The sequence below is a fragment of the Alsobacter sp. genome, from assembly GCF_059501845.1.
Genome location: NZ_JCACDK010000013.1, coordinates 59,001 through 72,416 on the forward strand (window position 1 = coordinate 59,001; position 13,416 = coordinate 72,416).

At 67.0% G+C, this 13,416-nt stretch carries 14 protein-coding genes and 1 tRNA gene; 8 read left to right on the forward strand and 7 right to left on the reverse strand.

Annotated elements, in window-relative coordinates; genetic code table 11:
- Positions 1-14: 14 nt before the first annotated feature.
- The 4 genes from glpX to AC5JCN_RS10990 form a co-directional block, all read right to left on the reverse strand.
- Positions 15-1,022, reverse strand: a complete 1,008-nt coding sequence (gene glpX, locus AC5JCN_RS10975) for a class II fructose-bisphosphatase (RefSeq protein ID WP_495755092.1) — start codon at positions 1,020-1,022, stop codon at positions 15-17.
- Between the two features lie 30 nt (positions 1,023-1,052).
- Positions 1,053-2,375, reverse strand: a complete 1,323-nt coding sequence (locus tag AC5JCN_RS10980) for a homoserine dehydrogenase (protein WP_495755093.1) — start codon at positions 2,373-2,375, stop codon at positions 1,053-1,055.
- Positions 2,376-2,405: 30 nt separating this feature from the next.
- Positions 2,406-3,629, reverse strand: a complete 1,224-nt coding sequence (locus AC5JCN_RS10985; protein ID WP_495755094.1) for an LL-diaminopimelate aminotransferase — start codon at positions 3,627-3,629, stop codon at positions 2,406-2,408.
- Between the two features lie 106 nt (positions 3,630-3,735).
- Positions 3,736-4,134, reverse strand: a complete 399-nt coding sequence (locus AC5JCN_RS10990; RefSeq protein ID WP_495755095.1) for a hypothetical protein — start codon at positions 4,132-4,134, stop codon at positions 3,736-3,738.
- A gap of 144 nt (positions 4,135-4,278) precedes the next feature.
- Between AC5JCN_RS10990 and AC5JCN_RS10995 the strand changes: the two genes are divergently transcribed.
- The 3 genes from AC5JCN_RS10995 to AC5JCN_RS11005 all read left to right on the forward strand — a co-directional run bounded on the left by AC5JCN_RS10995 (position 4,279) and on the right by AC5JCN_RS11005 (position 7,784).
- Positions 4,279-6,099: a PHA/PHB synthase family protein gene (locus tag AC5JCN_RS10995; RefSeq protein ID WP_495755096.1), complete on the forward strand. Its 1,821-nt coding sequence runs from the start codon at positions 4,279-4,281 to the stop codon at positions 6,097-6,099.
- A gap of 147 nt (positions 6,100-6,246) precedes the next feature.
- Positions 6,247-7,095, forward strand: coding sequence for a fumarylacetoacetate hydrolase family protein (locus AC5JCN_RS11000; RefSeq protein WP_495755097.1), 849 nt, complete (start codon positions 6,247-6,249; stop codon positions 7,093-7,095).
- A gap of 284 nt (positions 7,096-7,379) precedes the next feature.
- Positions 7,380-7,784 (forward strand): lysozyme inhibitor LprI family protein, encoded by a 405-nt coding sequence (locus AC5JCN_RS11005; RefSeq protein WP_495755098.1) that lies wholly within the window; start codon positions 7,380-7,382, stop codon positions 7,782-7,784.
- A gap of 61 nt (positions 7,785-7,845) precedes the next feature.
- Here the strand turns inward: AC5JCN_RS11005 and rpsI are convergent, their stop codons facing one another.
- The 3 genes from rpsI to AC5JCN_RS11020 all read right to left on the reverse strand — a co-directional run bounded on the left by rpsI (position 7,846) and on the right by AC5JCN_RS11020 (position 9,439).
- A complete protein-coding gene (gene rpsI / locus AC5JCN_RS11010) occupies positions 7,846-8,331 on the reverse strand; it encodes a 30S ribosomal protein S9 (protein WP_495755099.1) in 486 nt (161 codons plus the stop codon).
- On the reverse strand, positions 8,331-8,795 hold the full coding sequence (gene rplM / locus AC5JCN_RS11015) for a 50S ribosomal protein L13 (protein ID WP_495755100.1): 465 nt from the start codon (positions 8,793-8,795) through the stop codon (positions 8,331-8,333). Before rplM ends, rpsI begins: the two co-directional genes overlap by 1 nt.
- 197 nt (positions 8,796-8,992) lie before the next feature.
- Positions 8,993-9,439, reverse strand: a complete 447-nt coding sequence (locus AC5JCN_RS11020; RefSeq protein ID WP_495755101.1) for a PaaI family thioesterase — start codon at positions 9,437-9,439, stop codon at positions 8,993-8,995.
- A gap of 85 nt (positions 9,440-9,524) precedes the next feature.
- On the opposite strand from AC5JCN_RS11020, the gene AC5JCN_RS11025 reads away from it, so the two are divergent.
- From AC5JCN_RS11025 to AC5JCN_RS11045, 5 genes are all read left to right on the forward strand, one after another.
- Positions 9,525-10,349 (forward strand): enoyl-CoA hydratase, encoded by an 825-nt coding sequence (locus tag AC5JCN_RS11025; protein WP_495755102.1) that lies wholly within the window; start codon positions 9,525-9,527, stop codon positions 10,347-10,349.
- A gap of 55 nt (positions 10,350-10,404) precedes the next feature.
- Positions 10,405-10,479 (forward strand) — tRNA-Thr (locus AC5JCN_RS11030).
- Positions 10,480-10,717: 238 nt separating this feature from the next.
- Positions 10,718-11,059, forward strand: coding sequence for a hypothetical protein (locus AC5JCN_RS11035; protein WP_495755103.1), 342 nt, complete (start codon positions 10,718-10,720; stop codon positions 11,057-11,059).
- Between the two features lie 409 nt (positions 11,060-11,468).
- The gene (locus tag AC5JCN_RS11040; protein ID WP_495755104.1) at positions 11,469-13,124 is read left to right on the forward strand and encodes a methyl-accepting chemotaxis protein; all 1,656 of its coding nucleotides are present in this window, start codon (positions 11,469-11,471) and stop codon (positions 13,122-13,124) included.
- Positions 13,125-13,203: 79 nt separating this feature from the next.
- A complete protein-coding gene (locus AC5JCN_RS11045; protein WP_495755105.1) occupies positions 13,204-13,338 on the forward strand; it encodes a hypothetical protein in 135 nt (44 codons plus the stop codon).
- Positions 13,339-13,416 lie beyond the last annotated feature (78 nt).

Here is a 13,416-nt window from a genome sequence, read left to right on the forward strand (position 1 = left end):
CCCCGTGGAGCCGGTTAGTCCAGCCGGAACTTCTCGAATTCGCGGTGCTCGCCGTGGATCTTGCGCACCGTGCCGGTGATCGAGCGATAGACGATCGTCTCCGTCTCGATCACGTCCTTGCCGAAGCGTACGCCAGCGAGAAGCGAGCCGTCGGTGACGCCCGTCGCCGATACGATCACGTCGCCTGAGGCGAGCTCGGCCATCTCGTACTTCTTCTTCGGGTCCTTGACGCCCATGGTGCGGGCGCGCTCGACCTTCTCCGGCGTGTCGAGGATCAGCCGTGCCTGCATCTGTCCGCCCACGCAGCGCAGCGCGGCGGCGGCCAGCACGCCCTCGGGTGCTCCGCCGATGCCGAGATAGAGGTCGATGTTGGTCTGCTCGTGCATCGTCGTGAAGATCACGCCCGCGACGTCGCCGTCGGTGATCAGGCGGATCGGCGCGCCGGTCTTGCGGACGGCCGCGATGAGGTCGGCATGGCGCGGCCTGTCCATGATCAGGACGTTGATCTCGCTCGGCTTCACGCCCTTGGCCCTGGCGAGGTCGGCGATGTTCTCGGCGGGCGACTTGTCGAGATCGACCACGCCGGGCGGGTAGCCAGGACCGATGGCGATCTTGTCCATGTAGACGTCCGGCGCGTAAAGCAGCGAGCCCGCCTGCGCCATGGCCATCACGGCGATCGCGCCCGGCATGTCCTTGGCGCAGAGAGTCGTGCCCTCCAGGGGATCGACGGCGATGTCGACCTTCGGGCCAAGCCCGTTGCCGACCTTTTCGCCGATGAACAGCATCGGCGCCTCGTCGCGCTCGCCTTCGCCGATCACCACCGTGCCGTCGATCGGGAGCTTGTTCAGCTCGCGCCGCATCGCGTCGACGGCGGCCTGGTCGGCGGCCTTCTCGTTGCCGTGCCCACGCAGGCGGGCCGCGGAAACGGCAGCGCGCTCGGTCACGCGAACGAGCTCCATCGACAGGATGCGCTCGACGACGTCTTTCGGCTTGACGGTGATCTCGTTAGACGGGGCGCTCATTCGGGCGAATCTCCTGCGGCTGCGGAACTGCTATTCGCGTTCGATGCGAATGACCTGCGGGGGCTCAGCCACGTGCCCGTCCGAGGTTACCGCCGCGACGGCGGCACGGATGGCGGCCTCCGTCGTGGCGTAGGTGATCAGGACGACCGGAACCGGTGCCCCCGAGCGTCCGGCAGGGTCGCTGGTCTTCGCTGCCGCTGCGCGGCGCTGCACGATGCTTTCCAGAGAAATCTGGCGCTCGGCCATGCGGGTCGCGATCGCGGCGGCAGCGCCAGGCTTGTTGACCACCGACAGGCGCACGTAGTAGCCGCCCTCGTGGCGCTGCATCGGCGCGCGTTCCGCCTTCTCCAGGGCGGCGACCGGCTGGCCGAACGTCTCCACCACCGTGCCGCGGGCGACGTCAACGATGTCGGCGAGGACGGAGGAGGCGGTGGCCTGTCCGCCGGCGCCCGGGCCTACCCAGGTGAGTTCGCCGACGGGTTCGGCATGAACATTGACGGCGTTGGTGACGCCCATCACCTGCGCGATCGGCCAGGACTTCGGCACCATGGTGGGATGCACACGCTGCTCGATCCCCGTCGAGGTCCGCTCGGCGACACCGAGCAGCTTGATGCGATATCCGAGTTCGTCGGCCATCTTCAGGTCGAGCGGCGTGATGGCGCTGATGCCTTCCACATGGATGGCGTCTGCATCGATCTCGGTGCCGAATGCGAGGCTGGTGAGGATTGCGAGCTTGTGGGCCGTGTCGAAGCCGCCGACGTCGAAGGTCGGGTCGGCCTCCGCATAGCCCAGCCGCTGCGCATCGGCGAGAACCTCGGCGAAGCCGAGCCCTTCCTGCTCCATGCGCGACAGGATGTAGTTGCACGTGCCGTTCAGGATCCCGGAAATCCTGTGCACCGTGTTGCCGGCGAGGGTCTCGCGCAGGCCTTTCACGATCGGAATGCCGCCGGCCACCGCCGCCTCAAAGCCGATCGACGCGCCGTTCTTCTCCGCCAGCCGGGCCAGTGCGGCGCCGTGTCGGGCGAGAAGTGCCTTGTTGGCCGTCACAACCGGGCGGCCGGCGGACAGCGCGGCCTCCACCACCGCCTTGGCCGGGCCGTCGGCTCCACCCATGAGTTCGACCACGCAGTCCACGCGGGCCGCCTGAGCCAGCGCGACGGGATCGTCGAACCATTCATAGCGCGCGAGATCGACGCCGCGGTCACGGGTGCGGTCGCGTGCGGACACCGCCACGACCACGACGGAACGGCCACACCGTGCGGCCAGCGCGTTGGCGTTCTGCTCCAGCAACCGGACGAGCGCCCCGCCTACGGTGCCGAGGCCGACGATGCCGATACGAAGTGGCTCAGTCATGCGAGCACGATCCTGTCCTGCCTCGGCTTCTCACGCGCGCGCCGCGAGCGGCACGACGTTGTGCAGCGTCTTGTCGGCCGATTCGAGGAAGCGGCGGACGTTGCGCGCAGCCTGTCGAATGCGCTGCTCGTTCTCGACCATTGCAATGCGGACATAGTCGTCGCCGTGCTCGCCGAAGCCGATGCCCGGAGCGACGGCGACCGAGGCCTTCTCGACCAGGAGCTTCGAGAATTCCAGGCTGCCGAGTTCGCGGAACGGTTCCGGGATCTTGACCCACGCGAACATCGACGCGTCAGGCGGTGGAAAATCCCAGCCTGCCTTGGAGAAGCTGTCCACCAGCGCGTCGCGCCGCTTGCGGTAGACCTCTCGCATCTCGCGGATGCAGTCGTCCGGCCCGTTCAGTGCGGCGGTGGCCGCAACCTGGACGGGGGTGTAGGCGCCGTAGTCGAGATACGACTTGACCCGCGCCAGCGCGGCAAGCAGCCGCTCGTTGCCGACGGCGAAACCCATGCGCCAGCCGGCCATCGAGAACGTCTTCGACATGGAGGTGAACTCGACCGTGCAGTCGAAGGCTCCGGGCACCTGCAGCACCGAGGGGGGCGGATTGCTGTCGTCGAAATAGACCTCGGCGTAAGCGAGGTCCGACAGCAGGATCAGGTCGTGCTTGCGGGCGAAGGCGACGAGGTCGCGATAAAAATCGAGCGTCGCCGTGAACGCGGTCGGATTGGCCGGGTAGCAGGTGACGAGCGCGATGGGCTTGGGGATGGAGTGGATCACAGCCCTTTCCAACGCGCGGAACATCTCCTCGTTCGGTTCGGCCGGTACCGAACGGATGACACCGCCCGCCATCAGGAAGCCGAAGGCGTGGATGGGGTAGCTGGGGTTGGGGACCAGCACCACGTCGCCGGGCGCGGTGATCGCCTGCGCCATGTTGGCGAAGCCTTCCTTCGAGCCCAGCGTGGCCACCACCTGGGTGTCGGGATCGAGCTTCACGCCGAAACGGCGGCCATAATAGTGCGCCTGCGCCCGGCGCAGGCCGGCGATGCCCTTCGAGGCGGAGTAACGATCCGTCCGGGGCTTGCCGGCCGTCTCGACCAGCTTCTCGATGACGTGCTTGGGCGCGGGCAGGTCCGGATTGCCCATGCCGAGGTCGATGATGTCGGCGCCGGCATTGCGGGCCCCGGCCTTGATCCGGTTCACCTGCTCGAAGACGTAGGGGGGCAGGCGCTTGATGCGGTGAAAGTCGGTGGTCATCGCTGTCGTCCCGGACCGTGGGGCCAAGCTCGCGCGCGGCGACGCGCGAAGCCAACCTTTAGCATCTGCCTGCCCGGCTGGGCAGTGTTCGTTGTTGCGGACTGGCCTACTGGGCGGCAGCTGCCGGTGGCTTCTTCTTGGCCGGCTTGGCCGGCGGCTTGCGGCCGGCCAGCCGGTCGTGCTGCGACCGCGTGGATTCGAGCTCGTTCTCAAGCTTCTTGACGTCATCCCCTTTGCGCGGCTGGAGCTTTCGGTCTGGCGGCGTGATGCCGACCGCCATGTAGTCGGCATCGCCTTTCCGGCTGGACTTGATGAAATCGGGCGGATCGGGCACGTCCGTCGCGGCCCCCACCCTGACGGCGAGGCTGTGCACCGTGCGGTTGCTCGTCGGCGAGGTCGCGTCGGTGCAGCCGGCCGTCAGGAGCGCGGCGGCGGCCGTCAGCACGAGGGGCATGGCGGGACAGCCACGTGCGCTGCGGGCGATCCGACGATCCTTGAACTTCACATCCGCTCTCCGGTGTTGCAGCGCAGCGACGACGCCGGACCTCTCAGACGAATTTCCGTGGCCCGGAGTGGCATGCTGCGCGTTAGTATGGGTTAAACGAACATGCGCCGGCGGGAAAGCCGGCGAGGCCGAGGGACGTGACGCATGAAGCCAGGCGGGCAGAACACCGGCGACGTCGACGGCGAGTCGCGGCCCCCCGTTCCTGACATCGAGGCGCTCGCGACCAACACGGCCCGCCTGATGGAGGAGATGGGAAAAGCCACTGCCGCGGCTCTCCGCCCCGTCGAGGAAGGCCGGACCAAGCCCGGCGTTTCCGAAGAGGTGAGCGATGTCGTGAAGACGCTCGGCCAGGTGGTCGAGCACTGGGCCATGGACCCGCAGCGCGTCGTCATGGCCCAGGCGAGCTTGACGAAGGGCTTTCTCGACCTCTGGACAGGCACGTTGAAGCGCATGTCCGGCGAGATCGTGGATCCGGTAGCCCAGCCGGACCCTTCCGACCGGCGCTTTCGCGATCCGGAATGGACCGAGAACCCGTTCTACGACTTCATCAAGCAGGCCTACCTCCTCACCAGCCGATGGGCCGAGGGCCTGGTCGGCCAGGCCGAGGGCATCGACCAGCACACACGGCACAAGGCAGAGTTTTATGTGCGCCAGCTGGCGAGCGCGCTGGCGCCCACCAACTTCGTCGCTACCAATCCCGAGCTCCTGCGCGAGACGATGCGCCAGAACGGCGACAATCTCGTGCGCGGGATGCGGATGCTGGCCGAAGACATTGAGGCGGGCCGGGGCACGCTGAAGCTGCGGCAGACGACGGGTGACGGCTTCAAGGTTGGCGTCAACATGGCGACGACGCCCGGCAAGGTGGTGTTTCGCAACGACCTCTTCGAGCTGATCCAGTACTCGCCGACCACGGAAACGGTACTCAAGCGCCCGCTTCTGATCGTCCCGCCCTGGATCAACAAATTCTACATTCTCGATTTGAACCCGGAGAAATCCTTCATCCGCTGGGCCGTCTCGCAGGGGCTCACGGTGTTCTGCATCTCGTGGGTGAACCCGGACGAGCGGCAGGCGAAGAAGAGCTTCGAAGACTATGCGAAGGAAGGCATTTTTCAGGCGATCGAGGCCATTGAACAGGCGACCGGCGAGACGCAGGTCAGCGCCATCGGCTACTGCGTCGGCGGTACCCTTCTCTCCGTCGCGCTGGCCTACATGGCGGAGTTGGGCGACGAGCGCATCGCCAGCGCCACCCTGTTCACGACGCAAGTGGATTTCACCCATGCCGGCGATCTCGCCGTGTTCGTCGACGAGCAGCAGGTGCAGCTTCTCGAGGACCGCATGTATGCGCGCGGATACCTCGAAGGCTCCAGCATGGCCTCGGCATTCAACATGTTGCGGCCGAACGACCTGATCTGGCCCTACGTCATCAACGTCTACCTGAAGGGCGAGGAGCCGTTCGCCTTCGACCTGCTTTACTGGAACGCCGACTCCACACGGATGCCGGCGGCCAACCACTCCTTCTATCTCCGCAACTGCTATCTCAAGAACAAGCTGGCGGCGGGCGAGATGGTGATCGGCGGTAAGCCTCTGAACCTGAAGAACGTCACCATCCCGATCTACAACCTCGCAACGCGCGAGGACCACATCGCGCCGGCGAGGTCGGTGTTCCTCGGCTCCAAGTCTTTCGGCGGGCCGGTCGACTTCGTCATGGCCGGGTCGGGGCACATCGCCGGCGTGGTGAACCCCGCGGGCAAACCCAAGTACCAGTTCTGGAGCGGCGGCCCCCTGGGTGGTTCGCTGGAGGACTGGGTGGCGGGCGCGACTGAAACGCCCGGCACATGGTGGCCGCACTGGTTCGCCTGGGTCGAGGCGCAGGCACCCGAACGGGTCGAGGCGCGCCAGCCCGGTACCGGCAAGCTGAAAGCCCTGTGCGATGCGCCCGGCGAGTACGTCCTGGTCCGCGCCTGACGCACGGCGGACCGCCGTAAGGCGCAAGCGTGGCGATCCTGCCGGGGTCGACATCGGCGGATCAGCGTGCTTCTACAGTGCCGGGTTCAACCGCGGACGGATCCCCGGCAGAGGGGTCTCCTCCACCCCAAGGACAGGATATCTCCCATGAAGCTGGTTCGTTTCGGACAGGCCGGCGCCGAGAAGCCGGGCCTCGTCGGCCCAGACGGCGTCATCCGCGACCTTTCGGCCCACGTCGCCGACATCAATGGCGCGACGCTCTCTCCCGACAGCCTCGCCCGTCTGGCCAGGATCGACCCGGCGAGCCTGCCGGCCGTGCCGGCCGGCACGCGCCTCGGTTCCTGCGTTGCCCGGCCGGGCAACTTCATCGCCGTCGGCCTGAACTACGCGGACCACGCGGCGGAGACCGGCGCCCCGATCCCGGCCGAGCCGATCCTGTTCAACAAGGCTCCGAACTGCGTGCAGGGACCGGACGACGACATCGTCATCCCGAAGAACTCCGAGAAGACGGACTGGGAGGTCGAGCTCGCCATCGTCATCGGCAAGCCTGCCCTCTACGTGCCGGAGAGCGAGGCACTCTCCTATGTGGCCGGCTATTGCATCTGCAACGACATCTCCGAGCGCGCCTTCCAGACGGAACGCGGCGGCCAGTGGATGAAGGGCAAGGGCTCCCCCACCTTCGGTCCGCTCGGCCCCTGGCTGGTGACGACCGACGAGGTCGCCGACGTGCAGAACCTGTCGATGTGGCTGGAGCTCAACGGCAAGAAGGTCCAGAACGGTTCGACGAAGACGATGATCTTCGGCGTGGCCCACGTCGTCTCCTACATCTCGAACTTCCTGCAGCTCGATCCCGGCGACGTGATCACCACCGGCACGCCCCCGGGCGTCGGCCTCGGCATGAAGCCCCCCGTGTTCCTGAAGGCCGGCGACACCATGAAGGTCGGCATCGAGGGCATGGGTGTACAGAGCCAGACCGTCCGCGCCTGGCAGGGCTGAGACGCAGGGCGCCGCGGATGACCGGGGCGCCCGCTGTCCACCCTGGCTGTCATCCCCGGCCGGAGCGCCGAAGGCGCGGAGGAGAAGGGGATCTAGGGGCCGCCAGGCAAGACCGAACTTGGCGAAAAGGCCTTGATCCCCTTCCCGCGCCTTCGGCGCGCCGGCGATGACACTGTAGAGGCGAAAGACAAACGAGGGTGGCAGCCGACGTCGCCCTTGTTCAGTTCGAGCCGTTTCCTTTTCTTAGCCCCTTTCTGGCAGGCTCACCTCAAGGGGAGCCATCCATGCGCATTGCACTTGCGGCCATCGCCGTCCTGTCCACACTGGCCGCGCTCTCCACCCCCGCCGGGGCAGCCGGCTGGGAGGACCTGCTCAGCAAGTCGTATGCGGAGTGCATGGGCAAGCCGGACGGCTCCACGCAGTCAATGGTCGAGTGCATCGACGCCGAGGTCCGCATCCAGGATGGAAAGCTGAACGCGGCCTACAAATCCGCCATGGGCAGCCTGCCCAGGGACCAGCAGGACAAGCTTCGCGCCTCGCAGCGCGCCTGGCTGGAGTTCAGGAAGCTCGACTGCGACGTGTTCTACGGCGAGCAGACCGGCACGATCGCGCGCATCGAGTCCAACCAGTGCTTCCTGCGCAAGACGGCTGAGAGAGCCGACGAGCTGGCTGCGTTCTCCCAGAACTGAGGCACCACGAAAAAAGGCCGCCCCGAAGGACGGCCTTTTCCGGTATTCCTGGCGCAGACGCTCAGCGCTTCGAGAACTGGAAGCTCCGGCGAGCCTTCTTGCGGCCGTACTTCTTGCGCTCGACCACGCGGCTGTCGCGGGTGAGGAAGCCCACCTTCTTGAGGACCGGCCGAAGCTCGGGCTCGAAGTGGGTGAGCGCCTTGGCGAGGCCGTGGCGAACCGCGCCGGCCTGGCCCGAGAGCCCGCCGCCGTCGACGGTGACGTTGATGTCGTACTGGTTAAGCCGGTTGGCGACCAGCAGCGGCTGCTGAAGGATCATCCGCAGCACCGGACGGGCGAAATAGACACCGACGTCACGGCCATTGATGGTGATCGCGCCGGCACCCGGCTTGATCCAGACGCGGGCGACCGCGTCCTTGCGCTTGCCCGTCGCGTAGGCGCGGCCGAGCGAGTCGAGCTTCTGAACGTGCTGGGGAGCCTCGGAAACGGGGGTCGCAGACCCGACCGCGCCCTTGAGGTCCTGGAGAGACTGCAGGGTCTCGGCCATCAGGCGCTCCTTGCATTCTTGCGGTTCAGCGCCGCGATGTCGAGCGACTCGGGCTGCTGGGCAATGTGGGGATGATCCGTGCCCTTGTAGACGCGGAGATTGCCGAGCTGCTTGCGTCCGAGCGGGCCGCGCGGAAGCATGCGCTCCACGGCCTTCTCGACGACGCGCTCGGGGAAGCGGCCCTCGAGGATGAAGCGCGCGGTGCGCTCCTTGATGCCGCCGGGGAAGCCGGTGTGGTGGAAGTACACCTTCTGCTCGCGCTTGCGGCCGGTGAGGACCACCTTCTCGGCATTGATGACGATGACGTTGTCGCCGCAGTCGACGTGGGGCGTGAAGGTCGCCTTGTGCTTGCCGCGCAAGCGCATGGCGATGAGCGAGGCGAGGCGGCCCACGACGAGGCCCTTCGCATCGATCAGCACCCACTTCTTCTCGACCTCGGCGGGCTTGGCCGAATAGGTCTTCATGGATCTGGTTCCGTTGTCAGCGCCGGCTGGCCGGCAGGTCGGGTCCGGACCGGAAACCGATCCTTCGCTTCAGGGGCGGTCGATACACGACACGGACAGCGACGTCAACACGGACGCACTGTGGCGCTTGCCAAAAAACCCTTCTAAATCAGCTGTTTAGCAAATGCGGTAAGATAGTAGCGTGCTACGGTTCTATATTACCCCGGTATTTCGCTGCGTTTGGGCGGGATCGAGTAGGTTGCCGTCGCATGCGCGACCATGTCGGGTTCGCCAGCCGCGAACACGCCGACATCTCCGACGGCGAGCCTGCGACCGAGCTTCAGCACGCGGCACTCCGCGCGCAGAAGGCCCGGAGCGGGCCTGCGCAGGAAATTCATGGAGAAGTTGGTCGTCACGGCCAGGCCCACGGGGCCGATCTGGGCCAGGATGGCGACGTAGAGCGCCACATCCGCCAGCGCCATCATTGCGGGTCCCGAGACCGTGCCGCCCGGGCGCATCTGGCTGGGATGGGGCGCCAGCGTCATCGTCGCGCACATTGGGCCGACCGACTCGACCGTGTAGAGGCGGCCGCGGGTGAGCAGCTCGGGGAAGTCGCGGTCGAGGAAGGCGGTGACTTCCGCGGCCGTCATCATCGTCTGCGCCATGCCGCCTCCCGTTCCCACCGGTCCCGCCTTGCCCTATCATTCCATCAACGCCCGGCGCCAGCCGCGCCCCGCCTAGGAACAAGCCATGAGCGCCGCCCCGCGACCCGAGACCGTTACCGAGCCCCCTGCCCTGCTGCGCCAGGACCTGGATAGCGTAGCGCTGCTCACGCTGAACCGCCCTGCGGCGCGCAATGCACTCTCCTCGGCACTGATCGACGACCTCGCGCTCACGCTCGACGCCGTCGCGGCCGACAGGTCCGTCAAGGCCGTGGTGATCACCGCGGCTCCCGGGCCTGCCTTCTCGTCGGGGCATGATCTGAAGGAGCTCACCCGGCTCCGGCAGGATCCCGATCGGGGGCGCGCCGCCTTCGCCGGCATCCTCTCCCGCTGCTCGGTGATGATGCAGAAGATCGTGCGCCTGCCGCAGCCGGTCGTCGCCGCAGTGGAGGGCGTCGCGACTGCCGCGGGCTGCCAGCTCGTCGCGAGCGCGGACCTCGCGGTCGCCGGCAGCCACGCCCATTTCTGCACGCCGGGCGTCAGCATCGGCCTGTTCTGCTCGACACCGATGGTGGCGCTGTCCCGCAACCTCTCGCGCAAGCACGCGATGGAGATGCTGCTGACGGGCGACATGATCGGGGCCGAGCGCGCCGCCGCGATGGGGCTGGTCAACAGGGTGGTCGAGGCCGGCACCGCGCTCGACGAGGCGATGGCGCTGGCGCGCTCCATTGCGGCACGCTCGGCCGTCACGGTGACGATCGGCAAGCGCGCATTCTACGAACAGGCGGAGATGCCGCTCGCCGAAGCCTATGAACACGCCACCCGCGTCATGGTGGAAAACATGATGGCCCGCGATGCCGAAGAGGGCATCGGCGCATTCGTCGAGAAGCGCCCGCCGCGCTGGGAAGCCTGAGCGGACACCCGCCGCTGTTGAACCCGCGGCCCCGCTTTGCTACCAGACGAACCGGGCCGGCGTAGCACAGCGGTAGTGCAGCGGTTTTGTAAACCGAAGGTCGGGGGTTCGATCCCCTCCGCCGGCACCAGTTCCCTCAGTCAGGCAGTAAGAGTGCGCCCGGTGGGCTTCACGACCGGGCTGCCGGCAGAACGCTACGCGGGTGGAAGCCTGGACCCGTCCCGTCGGCCGCCGATCATTAGAGTTCCGTGCCTGACAGGACGCTGACGGGCGTGAAAACGCCCCGCCCGACGAAGGTAGCCGAACCCTTGCGGGCTCCGGGCGTTTGCACCTCCTGAAACGACGGGGGTCGAGACAGGAGTATCGCCATGACATTCGCAGGAAAGATCAGCGCGGCCGCGCTCTCCGCGCTCGTGCTGGGCGCGAGCCTCGCATCCACGACAGGCACAGCCGAGGCGCGCAATGGCCGCCACGCTGCCGCGATCGGCGGACTCGCCGCAGGCGCGATCCTGGGCGGCGCCATAGCAGGCGCGAACCGCTCATACGCCGCGCCGGTCTACGGCGAGCCGTCCTACGCCTACGGCAGCCCGGGTTACGAGACCTACGAAGCGCCGGTCGTCGTCCAGCAGAATTGCTGGCGCGAACGCCAGGAGGTCTACGATTCGTATGGTGTCGTGGTAGGATGGCGCAACGTTCGGGTCTGCCAGTGACGCGAACGGCCCGGGACCTCGCGTCCCGGGCATCCCATGACAGAACGGGGTGAGCCCATGCGGACCGGGAAAACATCTTCGCTGTCGGAAAGCTCGGGACTGGACGAGCAGAAGCTCGCGGAAAAGGACGCGCTCGAGTCCGGACGAGGTCGCACGCGCAAGCGGGAGACCGGCAACAGCCCCGACGAGCCCGGCGGCCACGCAGCTGCCAATTCCACATCTGCACTACGTGAAATATCAAGCTCCGCCTTGGCGGAAGACAACGATGCAGTCGTGAAATAGATACTGTGTATCGGCAAATATCGGCTATCCCATTCGGGGCCAATAAGCATCTACGACCAACTCAATGACAAGAAACGTTTAGCATCTTTGTCCTAGTGTCGTGACATCCGCTGGGGGATCACACGCCATGGACAATCATCACCTTTCCGAACGCCTTTCGTATATCGGCCTCAACTCGACCGCACAGGACGCGATCCGTTCCTGTGCAGGCATCATTCAGCAGGAGCTGCCGGCGATCCTGGACGCCGTGTATATGCAGATCCGCTCCAACGCGCAGACGAAGAACCTCTTTTCCGACGGCTCTCGGATGGACTGGGCCAAGCAACGACAGCTGGAACACTGGGCTCGCATCGGCCGGGCCGAGTTCGACGAACACTATGCCACCGCAGTGACGAAGGTCGGCCACGTGCATGCCCGCGTCGGCCTCGAGCCTCGCTACTACATCGGCTCCTACGCACTGATCATCGAGGGGCTGCTCGGTAAGCTGCTCGAGGCGAGCTGGCCAAAAGGCCTCCTCGGCAAGACGATGCCGGGACTGGACACCGTAAAAGGACAGCTCGCCGGCGTCATCAAGGCGGCCCTCCTCGACATGGACCTCGCCATCTCCGTCTATATCGAGGCATCCGACCAGGCCCGCCGTGCCGTCGAGGAGAAGGCACACGAATCAGAGCGACGCGTAGCGGAGGAACGCGACAGGGCGCTCACCGACGTCGGAGCCGCTCTGTCCGCCCTGGCCGACGGCGACCTGACCCGCAGGCTGACAGGCCAGTTGCCTCCGGATTTTGCGAAAATCGGTGCCGACTACGACGTCACTGCGGAACGGCTGGAGGAGTTTGCCGAGGAGATCAAGGCGATCGCCGCGGAGACCTCGCATTCAGCAGGCGAGATCCGCGCGGGAGCGCAGGACCTCTCCAACCGCACCGAGCAGCAGGCCTCGGCACTGGAGGAGACAGCCGCCACGACCGAGGAACTCGCCGCATCGGTGAAGGCGTCGGCGCAGTCTTCCCGGCAGGCGGTATCCCTGGCCCAGGAGGCTACGGGCGTCGCCACTGATGGCGGCCGTGTCGTGCGAGATGCGGTTGAGGCGATGGCTCGCATCGAGCAGGCCAGCCAGAAGATCTCCGACATCACCGGCGTGATCGACGAGATCGCCTTCCAGACAAACCTCCTCGCCCTCAACGCCGCCGTCGAGGCGGCCAGGGCGGGCGACGCCGGGAAGGGTTTCGCTGTGGTTGCAGCCGAGGTGCGCACGCTGGCGCAGCGGTCCTCCGAGGCAGCGAAGGACATCACAGGCCTCATCAGCGCCTCCGGCGACGAGGTGACCCAGGGTGTCGACCTCGTCCGCAAGACGGGCGAGGCGCTGGAGCGTATCGTCCAGGCGTCCAACAAGGTGTCCTCGACGGTGTCGGAGATCTCGGCGGCGTCGGACGAACAGGCCGGCGGCATCGACGAGATGGCCCAGGCCGTCGCGCATATGGACGAGATGACGCAGCAGAACGCCGCCATGGCCGAGGAAAGCGCCGCCGCGGCATCGGAGCTCTCCCGGCAGGTACAGCGCCTGCGGGAGCATGTGGAGCGGTTCCGCACCAGCCGGAGCGCGCCCATGCCCGCCGCGAAGCGCGGACCTGCCCCCGAAGCCACGTCGGAACCGGATCGTCTGCGCAGGCTCGCGGCCGGGGCCTTCAAGCCAAAGCCCGCTGCGGCACCAGCTGCTCGGCCCGCGCAGGCTGCCCCCAAGGAAGCTCCCACGCGCAAGGCGGCGGGGGGCTGGGACGAGTTCTAGCGGCTGCGGCCACGCCCGGCGACGGCTGCTTGAAGAACTGCCCGGCAGCCTTGTCCTGAGTGCCCCCGGTTCCGGCCACATGGTCCACCAGACCGCGCAGGAGGCCGTGATGTCGGCGATCGCGGCGGTCAGCGACATGGCCACGGGCCGGGGCACCGGCACGGTGCCGGGCGAGGAGGCCTCCCCCGCGCCAAGCTTCGCTTCGGCGGGGTAAGGCTCAGACGGCGCGCAGAGGGACGGCCTCGGCCTTCCCCAGCGCCGCGAGGACCTTTGCGACGATGGCGGGGGCGTC

Bases quoted from the DNA above. Each gene is read 5' to 3' on its own strand.
- glpX (WP_495755092.1), bottom strand. From the start codon at position 1,022: ATGAGCGCCCCGTCTAACGAGATCACCGTCAAGCCGAAAGACGTCGTC.
- AC5JCN_RS10980 (WP_495755093.1), bottom strand. From the start codon at position 2,375: ATGACTGAGCCACTTCGTATCGGCATCGTCGGCCTCGGCACCGTAGGC.
- AC5JCN_RS10985 (WP_495755094.1), bottom strand. From the start codon at position 3,629: ATGACCACCGACTTTCACCGCATCAAGCGCCTGCCCCCCTACGTCTTC.
- AC5JCN_RS10995 (WP_495755096.1), top strand. From the start codon at position 4,279: ATGAAGCCAGGCGGGCAGAACACCGGCGACGTCGACGGCGAGTCGCGG.
- AC5JCN_RS11000 (WP_495755097.1), top strand. From the start codon at position 6,247: ATGAAGCTGGTTCGTTTCGGACAGGCCGGCGCCGAGAAGCCGGGCCTC.
- AC5JCN_RS11005 (WP_495755098.1), top strand. From the start codon at position 7,380: ATGCGCATTGCACTTGCGGCCATCGCCGTCCTGTCCACACTGGCCGCG.
- rpsI (WP_495755099.1), bottom strand. From the start codon at position 8,331: ATGGCCGAGACCCTGCAGTCTCTCCAGGACCTCAAGGGCGCGGTCGGG.
- rplM (WP_495755100.1), bottom strand. From the start codon at position 8,795: ATGAAGACCTATTCGGCCAAGCCCGCCGAGGTCGAGAAGAAGTGGGTG.
- AC5JCN_RS11020 (WP_495755101.1), bottom strand. From the start codon at position 9,439: ATGGCGCAGACGATGATGACGGCCGCGGAAGTCACCGCCTTCCTCGAC.
- AC5JCN_RS11025 (WP_495755102.1), top strand. From the start codon at position 9,525: ATGAGCGCCGCCCCGCGACCCGAGACCGTTACCGAGCCCCCTGCCCTG.
- AC5JCN_RS11035 (WP_495755103.1), top strand. From the start codon at position 10,718: ATGACATTCGCAGGAAAGATCAGCGCGGCCGCGCTCTCCGCGCTCGTG.
- AC5JCN_RS11040 (WP_495755104.1), top strand. From the start codon at position 11,469: ATGGACAATCATCACCTTTCCGAACGCCTTTCGTATATCGGCCTCAAC.
- AC5JCN_RS11045 (WP_495755105.1), top strand. From the start codon at position 13,204: ATGGTCCACCAGACCGCGCAGGAGGCCGTGATGTCGGCGATCGCGGCG.